Origin of the sequence: Variovorax boronicumulans (genome assembly GCF_019352895.1) — a bacterium.
Classification (GTDB): Bacteria; Pseudomonadota; Gammaproteobacteria; order Burkholderiales; family Burkholderiaceae_C; genus Variovorax; species Variovorax boronicumulans_A.
Genome location: NZ_JAAAFX010000009.1, coordinates 1,535,937 through 1,549,804 on the forward strand (window position 1 = coordinate 1,535,937; position 13,868 = coordinate 1,549,804).

At 70.4% G+C, this 13,868-nt stretch carries 11 protein-coding genes; 4 read left to right on the forward strand and 7 right to left on the reverse strand.

The window, feature by feature from the left end; translation table 11 throughout:
• Positions 1 to 61: 61 nt before the first annotated feature.
• The 6 genes from K0H49_RS26250 to K0H49_RS26275 form a co-directional block, all read right to left on the reverse strand.
• A complete protein-coding gene (locus K0H49_RS26250; protein ID WP_219218963.1) occupies positions 62 to 769 on the reverse strand; it encodes an ABC transporter ATP-binding protein in 708 nt (235 codons plus the stop codon).
• Position 770: 1 nt separating this feature from the next.
• Complete coding sequence (locus K0H49_RS26255) at positions 771 to 1,541, reverse strand: ABC transporter ATP-binding protein (RefSeq protein WP_219218964.1); 771 nt, start codon at positions 1,539 to 1,541, stop codon at positions 771 to 773.
• Between the two features lie 184 nt (positions 1,542 to 1,725).
• Complete coding sequence (locus K0H49_RS26260; protein ID WP_219218966.1) at positions 1,726 to 3,294, reverse strand: DHA2 family efflux MFS transporter permease subunit; 1,569 nt, start codon at positions 3,292 to 3,294, stop codon at positions 1,726 to 1,728.
• A 21-nt stretch (positions 3,295 to 3,315) separates the two neighbouring features.
• On the reverse strand, positions 3,316 to 4,683 hold the full coding sequence (locus tag K0H49_RS26265; RefSeq protein ID WP_219218968.1) for an HlyD family secretion protein: 1,368 nt from the start codon (positions 4,681 to 4,683) through the stop codon (positions 3,316 to 3,318).
• A 65-nt stretch (positions 4,684 to 4,748) separates the two neighbouring features.
• Positions 4,749 to 6,230, reverse strand: a complete 1,482-nt coding sequence (locus K0H49_RS26270; RefSeq protein ID WP_219218970.1) for an efflux transporter outer membrane subunit — start codon at positions 6,228 to 6,230, stop codon at positions 4,749 to 4,751.
• A complete protein-coding gene (locus K0H49_RS26275; RefSeq protein ID WP_257625134.1) occupies positions 6,227 to 6,754 on the reverse strand; it encodes a MarR family winged helix-turn-helix transcriptional regulator in 528 nt (175 codons plus the stop codon). The genes K0H49_RS26270 and K0H49_RS26275 overlap by 4 nt, the downstream gene beginning before the upstream one ends.
• A gap of 80 nt (positions 6,755 to 6,834) precedes the next feature.
• On the opposite strand from K0H49_RS26275, the gene K0H49_RS26280 reads away from it, so the two are divergent.
• The 4 genes from K0H49_RS26280 (at position 6,835) to K0H49_RS26295 (ending at position 12,483) form a co-directional block, all read left to right on the forward strand.
• Positions 6,835 to 8,670 carry an ABC transporter transmembrane domain-containing protein gene (locus K0H49_RS26280; protein ID WP_219218973.1) on the forward strand — a complete coding sequence of 612 codons (1,836 nt, stop codon included), beginning with the start codon at positions 6,835 to 6,837 and terminating at the stop codon, positions 8,668 to 8,670.
• A gap of 413 nt (positions 8,671 to 9,083) precedes the next feature.
• Complete coding sequence (locus K0H49_RS26285) at positions 9,084 to 10,619, forward strand: ATP-binding protein (protein WP_219219212.1); 1,536 nt, start codon at positions 9,084 to 9,086, stop codon at positions 10,617 to 10,619.
• On the forward strand, positions 10,616 to 11,299 hold the full coding sequence (locus K0H49_RS26290) for a response regulator (protein ID WP_219218975.1): 684 nt from the start codon (positions 10,616 to 10,618) through the stop codon (positions 11,297 to 11,299). Before K0H49_RS26285 ends, K0H49_RS26290 begins: the two co-directional genes overlap by 4 nt.
• 152 nt (positions 11,300 to 11,451) lie before the next feature.
• The gene (locus K0H49_RS26295; RefSeq protein ID WP_219218977.1) at positions 11,452 to 12,483 is read left to right on the forward strand and encodes a hypothetical protein; all 1,032 of its coding nucleotides are present in this window, start codon (positions 11,452 to 11,454) and stop codon (positions 12,481 to 12,483) included.
• Positions 12,484 to 12,599: 116 nt separating this feature from the next.
• Here K0H49_RS26295 and bamA read toward each other — a convergent pair.
• Positions 12,600 to 13,868: outer membrane protein assembly factor BamA (gene bamA / locus K0H49_RS26300; protein WP_257625135.1), on the reverse strand; the 1,269-nt coding region annotated here is incomplete at its 5' end.

The following is a 13,868-nucleotide window of genomic DNA, read 5'->3' on the forward strand; positions in this document are numbered from 1 at the left end:
CTGTCTCCTGGAGGAATAGGTATGGGACGGAAGAGGATGCTGCGAGCCGGTGCGCGCGGGCTCAGACGCCGAGCAGTTCGGTGAGCACCGGCATCCGGGCCTCGAGCTCGGCGGCGCCGAAGGTCAGTGCGATGCGGCCGTGCTCCATCACGTAGAAGCGGTCGGCCAGCGGCGCCGCGAAACGGAAGTTCTGCTCGACCATCACGATGGTGTAGCCCTTGGCGCGCAGCGTGGTGATCATGCGCGCCAGCGCCTGCACGATCACCGGCGCCAGCCCTTCGGAGATCTCGTCGAGCAGCAGCAGCTTGGCGCCCGTGCGCAGGATGCGCGCCACCGCCAGCATCTGCTGCTCGCCGCCCGACAGCCGCGTGCCCTGGCTGTGGCGGCGCTCCGCCAGGTTGGGGAACATCGCGTAGATCTCGTCGACCGACATGCCCGGCCCGGCACCCTTGAGTTCGGGCGGCAGCAGCAGGTTCTCCTCGCACGACAGGCTCGCGAAGATGCCGCGCTCCTCTGGGCAGTAGCCGATGCCCAGGTGGGCGATGCGGTGCGTGGCCATGGCGATGGTCTCGACGCCGTTGACCCGGATGCTGCCCTTGCGCGCGCCGGTCAGGCCCATCACCGCGCGCATGGTCGTGGTGCGGCCCGCGCCGTTGCGGCCCAGCAGCGTGACGACCTCGCCCGGCTGCACCACCAGGTCGACGCCGTGCAGCACGTGCGATTCGCCGTACCAGGCCTGAAGCCCTTTGATTTCCAATGCGGCGGTCATGTCAGTGGGCCCCTTGCAGTTGGCCGTCCGTCGTGCCCATGTAGGCCTCCATGACCTGCGGGTTCTTCGAGACGACCGCGTACGGCCCTTCGGCCAGCACCGCGCCGCGCTGCAGCACCGTGATGGTGTCGGCGATGGTCGAGACCACGCTCATGTTGTGCTCGACCATCAGGATGGTGCGGCCCACCGAGACGCGCTTGATCAGCTCCGCCACCCGGTGCACGTCCTCGTGGCCCATGCCCTGCGTGGGTTCGTCGAGCAGCATCAGCTCGGGCTCCATCGCCAGCGTGGTGGCGATCTCCAGCGCGCGCTTGCGGCCATAGGGCAGGTTCACCGTCAGCTCGTCGGCCAGATCGTCCAGGCCGACCTCGGCCAGCAGGCCGCGCGCACGGATGTCCAGCGGCTTGAGCGACCGCTCGCTCTTCCAGAAGTGGTAGGAGGTGCCCAGCGCGCGCTGCAGACCCAGGCGCACGTTCTCCAGCAGGGTGAGGTGCGGGAACACCGCCGAGATCTGGAACGAGCGGATGATGCCGCGCCGCGCGATCTGAGCGGGGCGTTCGCGGGTGATGTCTTCGCCGTTGAAGAGGATGGTGCCCGAGGTGGGCTCCAGGAACTTCGTGAGCAGGTTGAAGCAGGTGGTCTTGCCCGCGCCGTTGGGGCCGATCAGCGCGTGGATCGACCCACGCACTACCTTCAGGTCGACCTTGCTGACGGCTGTGAAGCCCTTGAATTCCTTGGTGAGCGCGCGGGTCTCGAGAATGATGTCGCTCATCTCGCGCGGGCGTCCAGGGGGAGGCATTGAAAGTCGGTCATGCGATCGGTCCGTGCGCCCACTGTGAGCGCGACCGAATTGTTCGCGGAGCCTCTTCCCCTGCCTACTGGGGCAAATGCCTATGCTGCACTGCAACCCGGGTGCGTTGTGGCACCCGGGTTGTCAGCGCCGTGTCAGTTCATGCTCAATGCGCGCCGGCCGCGGCATCGGAAGCGGCGCCACCCATCTGCGGACGCGCCAGCCAGATCAGCGGAATCAGGAAGATGAACAGCACCGCCGAGGCATAGAACACATCGTTCGCGGCCAGCATGAAGGACTGCTGGTCGATCATGCGGTTGAGCTGCCCCAGCACCTGCTCGCTGCTGAAGCCGCTGTTGCCGAGGTTCGCGATCGCGGCGGTCGCGGTCGGGTTGCCCAGGTTGATCGACTCCACCAGCTGCGCATGGTGCGTGGTCGCGCGGTCGTCCCAGACGGTCGTCACGATCGAGGTGCCCATCGCGCCTGCGGTGATGCGCAGGAAGTTCGACAGCCCCGAGGCGGCCGGGATGCGGTCGGGCGTGAGCCCGGACAGCGTGAGCGTCACCAGCGGGATGAAGAAGAAGGCCATCGCCACGCCCTGGATGATCGTCGGGATCATGATGGTGCCGATGTCGGCCTGCGTGTTGAAGTTCGACCGCATCCACAGCACCAGCGCGAACACCAGGAACGAGAAGGTCGCGTAGCGCCGCGGGTCGACCTTGGCCACGGTCATGCCCACCACCGGCGACAGCACGATGGCCAGCGCACCCACCGGCGCCAGCACCATGCCGGCCTGCGTGGCGGTGTAGCCCATGTACTGCTGCAGCCACAGCGGCAGCAGCACCACGTTGCCGAAGAACAGGCCGTAGGCCACCGCCGTCGCGACCGCGCCCGACCAGAAGTTGCGCCGCTTGAACAGCGACAGGTCGACCACCGGATGCTTCTCGGTCAGCTCCCACACGATGAAGAAGGCGAAGCCGACCACCGCCACCACGGCCATCGTCACGACCTCGGCCGAATGGAACCAGTCGAGCTCCTTGCCCTTGTCGAGCATCAGCTGCATCGCACCGACCCAGAGGATCAGCAGGCTCAGGCCGATGGTGTCGATCGGCAGGCTCTTGGTGGGGCTGTCGCGCTTGCGGTAGATCGCCCAGGCGATGCTCACCGCGGCCAGTCCGACCGGGATGTTGATGTAGAAGATCCAGGGCCAGGAGATGTTGTCGGTGATCCAGCCGCCCAGCAGCGGCCCCATCACCGGCGCGACCAGGGTGGTCATGGCCCACATCGCCATCGCGAGCCCGGCCAGCGCGCGTGGATAGCTCGCGAGCAGCAGCGTCTGCGACAGCGGGATCATCGGCCCCGCGACGAAGCCCTGCAGCGCACGGAAGGCGATCAGCGTGGTCATGTTGGGCGCGAGCCCGCACAGCCAGGAACTGATCACGAACAGGATGATGCTGGCCATGAACAGGCGCACCTGGCCGAAGCGCTGGGTGAGCCAGCCGGTGAGCGGCACCGCGATGGCGTTGGCCACCGCGAAGCTGGTGATGACCCAGGTGCCCTGGGTCGAACTGACGCCCAGGTCGCCCGAGATGGCGGGCAGCGACACGTTCGCGATCGACGAGTCGAGCACGTTCATGAAGGTCGCGGCCGAGAGCGCGATCGTGCCCCAGACGCGGGCCGAGCCCTCGAGCGGCGGATGGGCGATGGGAGCGGCAGAGGCGGGAGCGGTGGCCATTGCGCGTGTGTCCGTGATTGCTTAGCCGTGTGCGGCCTGCCGCATCGCCAGCGTGGCGCCGCGACCGCTCTGCGCGGCCGGATGCGGGGCAACGGACTTGCTGTCGGCGTCGTCGGCCGCCGGCTTCTTCGTCTCGTTGCGCGCCTGCACCGGCCGGCCGAGGTTGGCCGAGATGATGCGGTCGATCTCGGCATCGGCGCCGCGATCGGACACGGCATACACCTGCGTCTGCGCGAAGGCCGTGGTGCGCGGCGCATCGGCCAGCGACTTGCCGTCCTTCTTCGTCACGTCGATCTCGGCGACCATCGACAGGCCCACGCGCAGCGGGTTGGCCTTGAGCTGCTCGGGGTCGAGCGCGATGCGCACCGGCACACGCTGCACCACCTTGATCCAGTTGCCGGTGGCGTTCTGCGCCGGCAGCAGCGCAAACGCCGCACCGGTGCCGATGCCCAGGCCCGCGACCTTGCCGTCGTAGCTGATCTTCTTGCCGTAGAGGTCGGCCGTCAGCTTGACCGGCTGGTCGATGCGGATGTTGCGCAGCTGGACTTCCTTGAAGTTGGCGTCGACCCACAGCTGCGTGAGCGGCACCACCGACATCATCGGCGTGCCCGCGGCCACGCGCTGGCCCAGCTGGACCGTGCGCCGCGCCACGTAGCCGTCGACCGGCGCGGGCATCGCGACCCGCTGCGTGGCCAGCCAGGCCTCGCGCACCTTGGCGGCGGCGGCCTGCACGCTGGGGTGCTGCTCGACGCTGGTGCCTTCGGTGAGCGACTGGTTGCTGGTGAGCTGCTCGCGCGCCGACAGCACGCCGGCCTGGGCCGCGGCCAGCGCGCTCTTGGCGTTGGCGACCGCGGTCTCGGAGTGGTTGAGTTCTTCCTTCGACACCGCGCCGTTGCCCGTCAGCGCCTGGCGGCGCTGGAGGTCGTCCTGCGCGCGGGCGATGTCGCTCTGCGCCTTGACGATGTCGGCCTGGCGCAGCGTGACCTGCGCGGCCAGCGAGCCGTTGTTGGCGTAGAGCGTGCGCACCTGGCGCACGGCCTGGCCCAGCGCTGCCTCGGATTGCTCGAAGGCCAGCCGGGCATCGGCCGGATCGAGCTGCACCAGCGGCTGGCCGGCTTTCACGAAGTCGGTGTCGTCGGCCATGATCGACATCACGGTGCCCGCGATCTGCGGCGTGATCTGGATCACGTTGCCCTGCACGTAGGCGTTGTCGGTGTCCTCGTAGTGGCTGGCCACCAGCCATTCGTAGAGGCCCCAGCCGCCACCGGCGACGATCACCACCGCGGCCAGCGCGGTGAGTGCGCGCCGGCGCTTGTGGTTGCCGGCGGGCGCGCCTGCCTCTGCGCCTTGCGGGGCGGGGGCGGCGGCGACTGCATTGTTGTTGTCCATTTTCAGTGTCCTTCCGATGCGGGATATGTGAGGTCCGTGCGGCGTGAGTCGCGAGCGGAAATTGTTCAGGGATGGGTGGGTGCGTTACCGGCCACGGCAACACTCGGCTGCCATCCGCCGCCCAGCGCGCGCGCCAGGCCGACCTGCGTCTCGAGCGCTCGGGCCGCGAGGTCGACCGCGAGGCGGCGTTGCGCCAGCACCGCGGTCTCGGCGGTCAGCACGTTGAGGTAGTTGCCCAGGCCCGCGCGGTAGCGCTGCACTGCGATCTCGTAGGCGCCTTCGGCCGCGGCTTGCGCATCGCGCTGCTGCGTCTGCTGGCGGCCCACCGATTGCGCGCTGCTGACCTGGTCGGCCGCATCGCGCACCGCGTCGAGAACGCTGGCGTTGTAGCTCTCGATCGCGGCATCGAGGTCGGCCGCCTTGCCGCGCAGGTTGGCGCGCAGCCGGCCGCCCTCGAAGATCGGCAGCCGGATCGCGGGGCCGAAGCCCCACTGGCGGCTGTCGCTCTTGAGCAGGTTGTCCAGGCCCAGGCTCTGCGTGCCCACGAAGGCCGTGAGGCTCACGTTGGGATAGAACAGGGTCTTGGCACCGGCCACGTCGCCGCTGGCCGCCTCGACGCGCCAGCGCGCCGCCGCGATGTCGGCACGGCGGCCCAGCAGGTCGGTCGGGATGTCGGCCTGCAGCGCGATCGCGTGCAGCGAGGCCAGGCTGGGCGCCTCGAGCGCCTGCGAAGCGCCGGGCCGCGCCACCAGCGCGTCGAGCGCATGCCGGGCCAGCGCGATCTGCTCGTCGAGCGCCTCGATCTGCTGGCGCGCCTCGGGCAGGCCGCCTTCGCTCTGGCGCAGTTCGAGCCGCGTGTCGAGGCCGGCGGACACCCGGTCGCGCACCAGCTTCAGCGTCTCGTCACGCTGGGCCAGCGTGCGCTTGGCGACGATCAGCTGCTCGTTCAGCCGGGCCCACTGCACATAGCCGCGCGCCACGTTGCTGGCCAGCAGCACGCGCGCCGCATCGGCATCGGCCGCGGCGGCATTGGCCGTGCCCATCGCGCTGTCGAGGGCTGCGCGGTTCTTGCCGAAGAAGTCGAGCTCCCAGCTGCCGTTGAGTTGCAGCGCGCCGGTCTCCTGGATCGAGCCGCCCAGCGGCGGCGGGTAGATGTAGGTGTTGCTGAAGCGCTGGCGCGAGGCATCGAAGGCGCCGTTGACCTGCGGGCGGTCGGCGGCCTCGGCCGTGGCGATGGCGGCCCGGGCACGCGTGAGGCGCGCCTGGGCGACCGCGAGGTTGGGGTTGCCGGCGAGCGCCTCGTCGATCAGCGCATTGAGCTGCGGGTTGCCGAAGCCGGTCCACCAGCGGCTGTCGATGGGGTTCGCGGCCAGCGTGCCTTCATGCTGCGCCACGGCGCGCTGCAGGCCGAGCGAATCGGCGTCGCGCAGCTTGGCGGTCGAGCCGATGCCGGCCATGTCGGCACAGCCGGCGAGGAACAGTGCGAGCACGGCGGCCGCGACCGGCAGCGCGCGGCCGGCCGGGGATGGGAAAACGAGGCGGTTCATTTCTTTTCTCCACGGGTCGACAGGACCTGTGCGTTGTCGAGGATGCGGCGCAGATAGCTCTTGAGTTGCTCCCACTCGGCTTCGGAGAAGCCGGCGAGATGCTGGTTCTGGACCCGGCAGAGGATCTCGGGCACCTGCTGCGCGGCGGCCCGGCCCTCGTCGGTCAGTTCGATGTTCACCACCCGCCGATCGGCCACCGAGCGCACGCGCCGGCACAGGCCCTTGGTCTCGAGGCGGTCGAGCAGGCGCGTCATCGCGCCCGCGTCGAGCAGGCATTCGCGCGCCAGTTCGGCCACCGTGGTGGCGGTGCCCGTGTGCAGCTTGTGCAACGGGATCCACTGCGGATAGGTCGGGCCGCCGGGCTCGGACATCTGGCCTTCGACGGCCTGGCTCACAGCCGTCATGATGCGGCGCATCAGGTAGCCCACGCTCTCTTCGGGACGGTAGCGGTCCGCCGAATAGAACGCAGGAATGGCCGGCGGCGGAGGCTCCGCTTCGATCGGTCGTTGGGTGTCGTCATTCATCGGGTCCGGATATTAGTTGCTTAGGCAATTACTGTCAAGGCTACCTTTGCAGGGGCAACCGGTCGGTAGAATCCGCCCCCATGGCTGTTTCCGTCTCCCGCACCTCCGAAAAGGGGTCGCCCAAGTCCCTTTCCGGGCTCCTTCCCTTCCTGCGTCCCTACCGCTGGCAGATTGCCCTCGCGGGCGTCTTCCTGGTGGCCGCGGCCGGGGCCACGCTGGTCTTCCCGCTGGCGCTGCGCAGCCTGATCGACGGCGGTCTGGTGAGCACCGACAAGGGCGCGCAGACCATGGCGCTGCGCGACCATTTCTTCGCGCTGTTCGGCGTGGCGGTGGCGCTGGGCCTGTTCTCGGCGGCGCGCTTCTACACGGTGAGCTGGCTGGGGGAGCGCATCACGGCGAACCTGCGCAACGCGGTCTATGCGCATGTGCTGCGCCAGAGCCCGGTGTTCTTCGAGACCACCCAGACCGGCGAGGTGCTGTCGCGCCTGACGGCCGACACCACGCTGGTGCAGACGGTGGTCGGCTCCTCGCTGAGCATGGGCCTGCGCAACGCGGTGATGGGCATCGGCGCGCTGGGCATGCTGGTCTGGACCAATCCCTACGTGATGGGCCAGGTGCTGGGCGTGCTGGTGCTGGTGGTGCTGCCGAGCATGTGGTTCGGGCGCCGCGTGCGCAAGCTCTCGCGCGCCAGCCAGGACCGCGTGGCCGATTCGAGCGCCATCGCGGCCGAGGTGCTCAATGCCATCCCCGTGGTGCAGAGCTACACCGCCGAGGCGCGCGAAGCCGCCCGCTTCGACGTCTCGACCGACAACGCCTTCCTGACCGCCGTGCGCCGCGCCAAGGCCCGCTCGGTGCTGGTGGCCTTCATCATCATCGCCACCTCGGCCGCGCTGCTGTGGGGCCTGTACCAGGGCACGCAGGCGGTGCTGCAGGGCACCATCACGGCCGGCCACCTGGGCGAGACCGTGGTGTACGTGATCATCCTGGCCAGCGCCGCCGCGGTGCTGGGCGAGGTCTACGGCGACCTGCTGCGCGCCGCCGGCGCCACCGAGCGCCTGATGGAGCTGCTGCACGCGCGCTCGGCCATCGCCTCCCCTGCCCGGCCCGTGACCGCGCCGCTGGCTCACGGCGGCAGCACCATCGCGCTCGAAGGCGTGAGCTTCCACTATCCCTCGCGGCCCGCCACCCCCGCGCTGCGTGATTTCAGCCTGCGCGTGGCGCCCGGCGAGACCGTGGCCCTGGTCGGTGCCAGCGGCGCGGGCAAGAGCACGGTGTTCCAGCTGCTGCTGCGCTACTACGATCCGCAGTCCGGCAGCCTGCTGCTCGACGGCGCGCCGCTCGATGCCCTGGCGCTGGACGACCTGCGCCACCGCATCGGCCTGGTGCCGCAGGACGCGGTGATCTTCTCGGCCACCGCCTTCGAGAACATCCGCTACGGCCGGCCCGAAGCCAGCGCCGACGAGGTGTACGCGGCCGCGCGCGCGGCCTTCGCCGACGATTTCCTCAAAGCCCTGCCCGAGGGCTACGACACCTTCCTCGGCGAGCGCGGCGTGCGCCTGTCGGGCGGCCAGCGCCAGCGCATCGCGATCGCGCGGGCCATGCTCAAGAACCCGCCGCTGCTGCTGCTCGACGAGGCCACCAGCGCGCTCGACGCCGAGAGCGAACGCATGGTGCAGGCGGCGCTGGAGTCGGCCATGACCGGCCGGACCACGCTGGTGATCGCGCACCGGCTGGCCACCGTGCAGAAGGCCGACCGCATCATCGTGCTGGACCAGGGCGAGATCGTCGAGCAGGGCACGCACGCGGCGCTGGTGGCGCGCGGCGGCGTCTATGCACGGCTGGCGGCCTTGCAGTTCACCACCACCGAAACCGCACCTGCCCCCGCAGCGGCCGACGCCACGCCCGCGCTGGGCTGAGGCGGCGGCGGGGCCCCGCCGTCCGCCCCGGCGGCCCCCACAACACCCTGCGCCCGACGAGCGCACGGGACGATCACCACCCCGTTCCCGCACCGGCCGCAGCGCCGGTCCGCGCGCCTCCCCGCCGCGTGCACGAGGGTTGTTTCCGGCTTCACCTTCTCTTTACCCACCGGACACCTCGGTGGCGTACGCGGCCATTCCAATGCACTCGCAGTGCACCGGAACGTCCCTCGCCCCCGCCCTCCATGCCGCCTTGCGGCCGGGCCGCAGCATCGCCTGCACGCGTCTCCAGCCGCTCCCAGATTTCTCCGAGAAGCGCGCGCATGATCGATCCGCCCACCACAGCGCGGCCGCTCCGGCCCCGGCCGACCCCCAGCCCTTTCGCCCCCTCCGCCGTGCGCCCTGCTTCCGTCCTGCCACGCCTGACGCTGTCGAAGAAGGTCTTCATGGCGATGGCGACGCTGCTCGCCCTGCTGCTGCTGATCTTCACCACCTTCTCGATCGTCGGGCTGCAGCGCGGGCTGGGCCCCTACGTGGCCGAGATCGAGGTCCGGCGCATGGACTGGCTGGCCGAGGCGCTGCAGAAGAAGTACGCCAGCGACGGCAGCTGGGAGCCCTTGCGTGCCGATCGATCGGCCTGGATACGGCTGCAGTGGGGCGAGCGTGCGCTGTCCGGCCGCCCGTTCGCGAACGAGCGCCGGCTGCCGCACTGGTACGACCGCCGACAGCCGACCGACGACAACGCCGAACCCGAGGGCCCGCCGCCCTTCGAGCCCCTGTTCTTCCGCAGCCACTCGCCCGACGAGGGCCCACGCGGCGGGCCCGATGCGATCTACCAGCGGCTGGGCGTGACCGATGGTGCCGGCACCCACGTCGCGGGCGCCAGGGTCGACCCCGCCTCGGCCGCACGGCTGCCGCTGCGGCACCTGGGCCACACCGTCGGCTACCTGGTGCTGGCGCCGACCCAGATGCTCGAGAGCCAGGCCGACCGCGCCTTCCTCGGGCGCCAGGCGGGCTTCATCGCGCTCACCGGCCTGGCCGGCCTGGCGCTCGCGCTGGCCCTGTCGTGGTTCGTCACACGCCGCTGGCTGCAGCCGATCGACGCGCTCTCGCAAGGTGCGCAGGACATCGCACGCGGGCGGCTCGACACGCGCGTGGCCGTGCGCGGCAACGACGAACTCGCGATGCTGGGCCAGACCTTCAACTCGATGGCCGAGCGGCTCGACACCGTCGAGGCCTCGCGCCGCAGCTGGCTGGCCGATGTGGCCCACGAACTGCGCACGCCGCTCGCGGCCATGCGCGCGGAGATCGAGGCGCTGCAGGACGGCGTGCGCCGCTTCGACGACCGCACCGCGCTGCGCCTGCACCGCCAGGTGATGCGGCTCGGGCAGCTGGTGGACGACCTGCGCAGCAGCATGCACGAGCCGCAGCAGCCGGGATCGGGCGCGGCCGGCGCGGCCTTCGCGCCCATCTACCCGCTGGCCCTGCTGGCCGAGGCCGTCGAGATGATGCGCGGGCGCTTCACGCAGCGCGGCCTCGTGCTCGACAGCAGCCGGCTCGGTGCGCCCGGCGTGCAGCCCGCGGTCGACGGCGACGCGCCGCGGCTGCACCAGGTGTTCATGAACCTGCTCGAGAACAGCCTGGGCTACACCGACCCCGGCGGCAGCCTGCACCTGAGCGCGGCCACCGAAGGCAGCGGCGCCGGCGCCCGGCTGCACATCCGCTTCGACGACAGCGCGCCCGGCCCGCTGGCCGGCGACATGCCGCGCCTGTTCGAGCGCCTGTTCCGCGGCGAGGCCTCGCGCAACCGCGAGACCGGCGGCTCGGGGCTGGGCCTGTCGATCTGCCGCACCCTCGTCGAGGCCCATGGCGGCACCATCGACGCCTCGCCCTCGCCCATGGCCGGGCTGCGCATCCTCATCACCCTGCCCCTGAGCCCCGACCCATGACCCGGATCCTCATCGTCGAAGACGAGCAAGACATCGCCTCGGTGCTGCAGGACTACCTGCGCCACGAGGGCTACGAGACCGAGCACCTGGCCGACGGCCAGCATGCGCTCGAACGCATCCGGGCCGATCCGCCCGACCTCACGCTGCTCGACGTGATGCTGCCCAGGCTCGACGGCCTGGCCGTGCTGCGCGGCGCACGGGCCTGCACACAGGCGCCCGTGATCATGCTGACCGCGCGCACCGAAGAGATCGACCGGCTGATCGGCCTGGAACTGGGCGCCGACGACTACATCTGCAAGCCCTTCTCGCCACGCGAGGTGGTGGCCCGCGTGCGCGCCGTGCTGCGCCGCACCGCCACCGCGAAGGCGCCGCATGCCGGCGCGCAGGGGCCGCTGGTGCTCGACGAGACCGAATGGAACGCGAGCCTGCATGGCCTGCCGCTGCAGCTCACGCGGCGCGAGTTCCGGCTGCTGCAGGCGCTCGCGCGCCACCCGGGCCGGATCTTCTCGCGCGGCCAGCTGCTCGAACTGGCCTACGAGCTGGTCGACGACGTGACCGAGCGCGCCATCGACAGCCACATCAAGAACCTGCGCCGCAAGCTCGGCACCGCCTCGCCGGACCACGACTGGATCCGCTCGGTCTACGGCATCGGCTTCTCGCTCGAGGCGCCTGCGCGCTGAAGGCCCGGCCCGCGCGCCGCTTCCCACATTCCTCCGAATTCGATGGCCACAGTCAAGGCTTCTCAACACAGGAGCCAGGCGATGACTCGACGGGATGGCGTGCGGGCGATCGGCCGTGCGCCGGCACCGCCGGGCCGGCGCCGCGCACGACCATGAAGATCTCGTTGCCTTTCGCGGCGCTGATGGGCCTGTCGATGGCCATCGGCGCACAGGCCAACCTCAGCCGCGCACCGTCGCTGCGCGAACCCGCGGTGATGTTGCGCACCGGCGCCGAAGCGGTGCCGGCGCCAATGCCCTTCGCCGTCGACGGCTGGTGGCGTGGCTTCCAGGACGACACGCTGGGCACGCTCATCCTCGCGGCGCGGCATGCCGTCGCTTCGGCGGCCGACGCCCGCCGGTGGATCCTCACCGGCGATGCGCCGGCGTTGCCGCCGGAGATGAAGGTCGCCGCGGCCTACGTGAGCATCCAGGCCGACAGCGTCGGACTCGCGCTGATCGACGAGGCCACGGCCGCGGCACACCGCGAGCAGTCCCTGGTCGAGGCCGGGCCTGCGGGCGATGCCGACCGTGCACTCATCGGCATCCGGCTGGCCGATGCGGACCGTGCCGCCACCGCGATCCGCGCGCGCCGCGATGCCTCGCTGGGCATGCTCTCGGCGCTGTGCGGCATGACGGCCGCCACGCTCACCGAGGTGGTCGCGCCGGCCCTCGAGGAACACCGCCTGCCGCAATTCAATGCACCGATGCCGCCGGGCGAGGCGACGGACTGGCTGATGCAGCGCCAGGACGTGGCCCTGGCCGGCGCGCTGCGCGACGTGACACCGCCGACGCGCCGACAGGCCTCGGATGAGAGCTTCTCGGTGGTCGTCGCGCGCGCCCGGCAGGACATCGAGGACGCAGCCGACGCGCTGGAGGCGCAGCGCGCGAAAACCGCCGCGCTCTACACGCGGGCCGCCGAGGTGCGGGTGGCCTTCGACGAAGCGGTCGCGCGCCAGGGTCGCGGCCAGGCGTCCGAGCGCGAGGTGCTCGAGCGCTACCAGCAGTTCCTGCTGTATTCACAGCAGTTCGCCAGCGCCAGCGGCACACTCGCGCTCGGCTGGATCCAGCTGCTCTTTCAACTGCGGGGTGCACTCGATGTGCAGCCGACGGTGCCCGAGCGCAGCGCGCTAGCGAACCTGCTCTGATCCGCATGGACTTCCTGCGCGCGCTCGAGGCGGTGTGGGCAGCCCTCGTGGCCCTGGCCCACCTGATCGGCCAGCTGCTCGACCTGCTGCCCTGAGCGCCGCGGCGCCTGGGTCGCTCAGAACGAAGTCCCGATCTGGAACTGGATCTTCTGCGTGCGGTCGGCCACGATCCCGTTGGCTTCGTCCAGCCGCTGGTATTGGATCGGCACCGCGTAGGCCAGGCGCAAGGGGCCGAGCGGCGAGATCCAGCTGATGCCCAGACCCACCGATGCGCGCAGGCGCTGCTGGGCCTTCCACTGTGCGTCGGTGAGGCTGGGCGTGCGGTCGGCGAACACGTTGCCGACGTCGAAGAAGGAGTAGAGGCGCAGCGTGCGGTCGTTGCCCGCGCCGGGGAACGGCGTGCTCAGTTCGGCATTGAAGATCGCCTTCTTGGTACCACCCAGCGCACCCTGGGTCACGCTGTCGAGCGGGCCCAGCGCGTTCTGCTCGAAGCCGCGGATCGAGCCCAGGCCGCCCGCGTAGAAGTTCTTGAAGATCGGGAACGCGGTGTCGCCCAGCGCGCGCGCATAGCCCAGCTGCCCATTGACGGCGAAGGTGTACTGCTTGTTCAACGGGAAGTACTGCTGGTATTGGTAGGTGCTCTTGAGGTAGCGCAGGTCCGAACCCACGCCCAGCTCGAGGTTGGCGCTCTGCAGCCGGCCCCGGGTCGGCACCAGCGCGCTGTCGCGGTCGTCGCGCGCCCAGCCGATGGTGAGCGGCACGCCGAGGATGCTGTCCCTGGCGCAGCTCACGCTGGGCACGGCGCCCGCGCACTGGAAGTAGTCGAGGTAAGCCTGCGGCGTCGCGGTGTAGACCGACACGCCGTCGACCACGGTGTAGGCGCCGTTGGTGCCGGGCGTGAAGCGATAGCGCTCCAGGCCGATGCCGAAGAAGACGGTGTCGACCTCGCCGAAGGGCACGCCGAACTTGACCGAGCCGCCTTCGCTCACGAGCTTGTAGTTGCCGTCGGCCTCGTAGTAGGGCCGGGTCGAGGCCTGGAACACGTTGAGGGTGCGCGAGATGCCATCCGTCGTGAAGTACGGGTCGGTGGCGGTGAGCGACACCGTGCGGTTGTACTTGCTGGTGTTGACCTGCAGGCCCAGGTAGTTGCCCGAACCGAACACGTTCTCCTGCGTGATGCCGAAGGTCAGCGACACCTTCTCGCTGCTGGAGAATCCCGCGCCCAGCTGCAGGCTGCCGGTGGGCTTCTCGACCAGCGTCACCACCAGGTCGACTTCGTCGGGCGAACCCGCCACTTCCTGGGTCTCGACGTTCACGTCGGTGAAGAAGCCCAGGCGGTCGACGCGGTCGCGCGACAGCTTGATCTTGTCGCCGTCGTACCAGGA

Excerpts from the sequence above, each read along its gene's own strand:
- K0H49_RS26250 (WP_219218963.1), bottom strand. The coding sequence starts at position 769 with ATGACCGCCGCATTGGAAATCAAAGGGCTTCAGGCCTGGTACGGCGAA.
- K0H49_RS26255 (WP_219218964.1), bottom strand. The coding sequence starts at position 1,541 with ATGAGCGACATCATTCTCGAGACCCGCGCGCTCACCAAGGAATTCAAG.
- K0H49_RS26260 (WP_219218966.1), bottom strand. The coding sequence starts at position 3,294 with ATGGCCACCGCTCCCGCCTCTGCCGCTCCCATCGCCCATCCGCCGCTC.
- K0H49_RS26265 (WP_219218968.1), bottom strand. The coding sequence starts at position 4,683 with ATGGACAACAACAATGCAGTCGCCGCCGCCCCCGCCCCGCAAGGCGCA.
- K0H49_RS26270 (WP_219218970.1), bottom strand. The coding sequence starts at position 6,230 with ATGAACCGCCTCGTTTTCCCATCCCCGGCCGGCCGCGCGCTGCCGGTC.
- K0H49_RS26275 (WP_257625134.1), bottom strand. The coding sequence starts at position 6,754 with ATGAATGACGACACCCAACGACCGATCGAAGCGGAGCCTCCGCCGCCG.
- K0H49_RS26280 (WP_219218973.1), top strand. The coding sequence starts at position 6,835 with ATGGCTGTTTCCGTCTCCCGCACCTCCGAAAAGGGGTCGCCCAAGTCC.
- K0H49_RS26290 (WP_219218975.1), top strand. The coding sequence starts at position 10,616 with ATGACCCGGATCCTCATCGTCGAAGACGAGCAAGACATCGCCTCGGTG.
- K0H49_RS26295 (WP_219218977.1), top strand. The coding sequence starts at position 11,452 with ATGAAGATCTCGTTGCCTTTCGCGGCGCTGATGGGCCTGTCGATGGCC.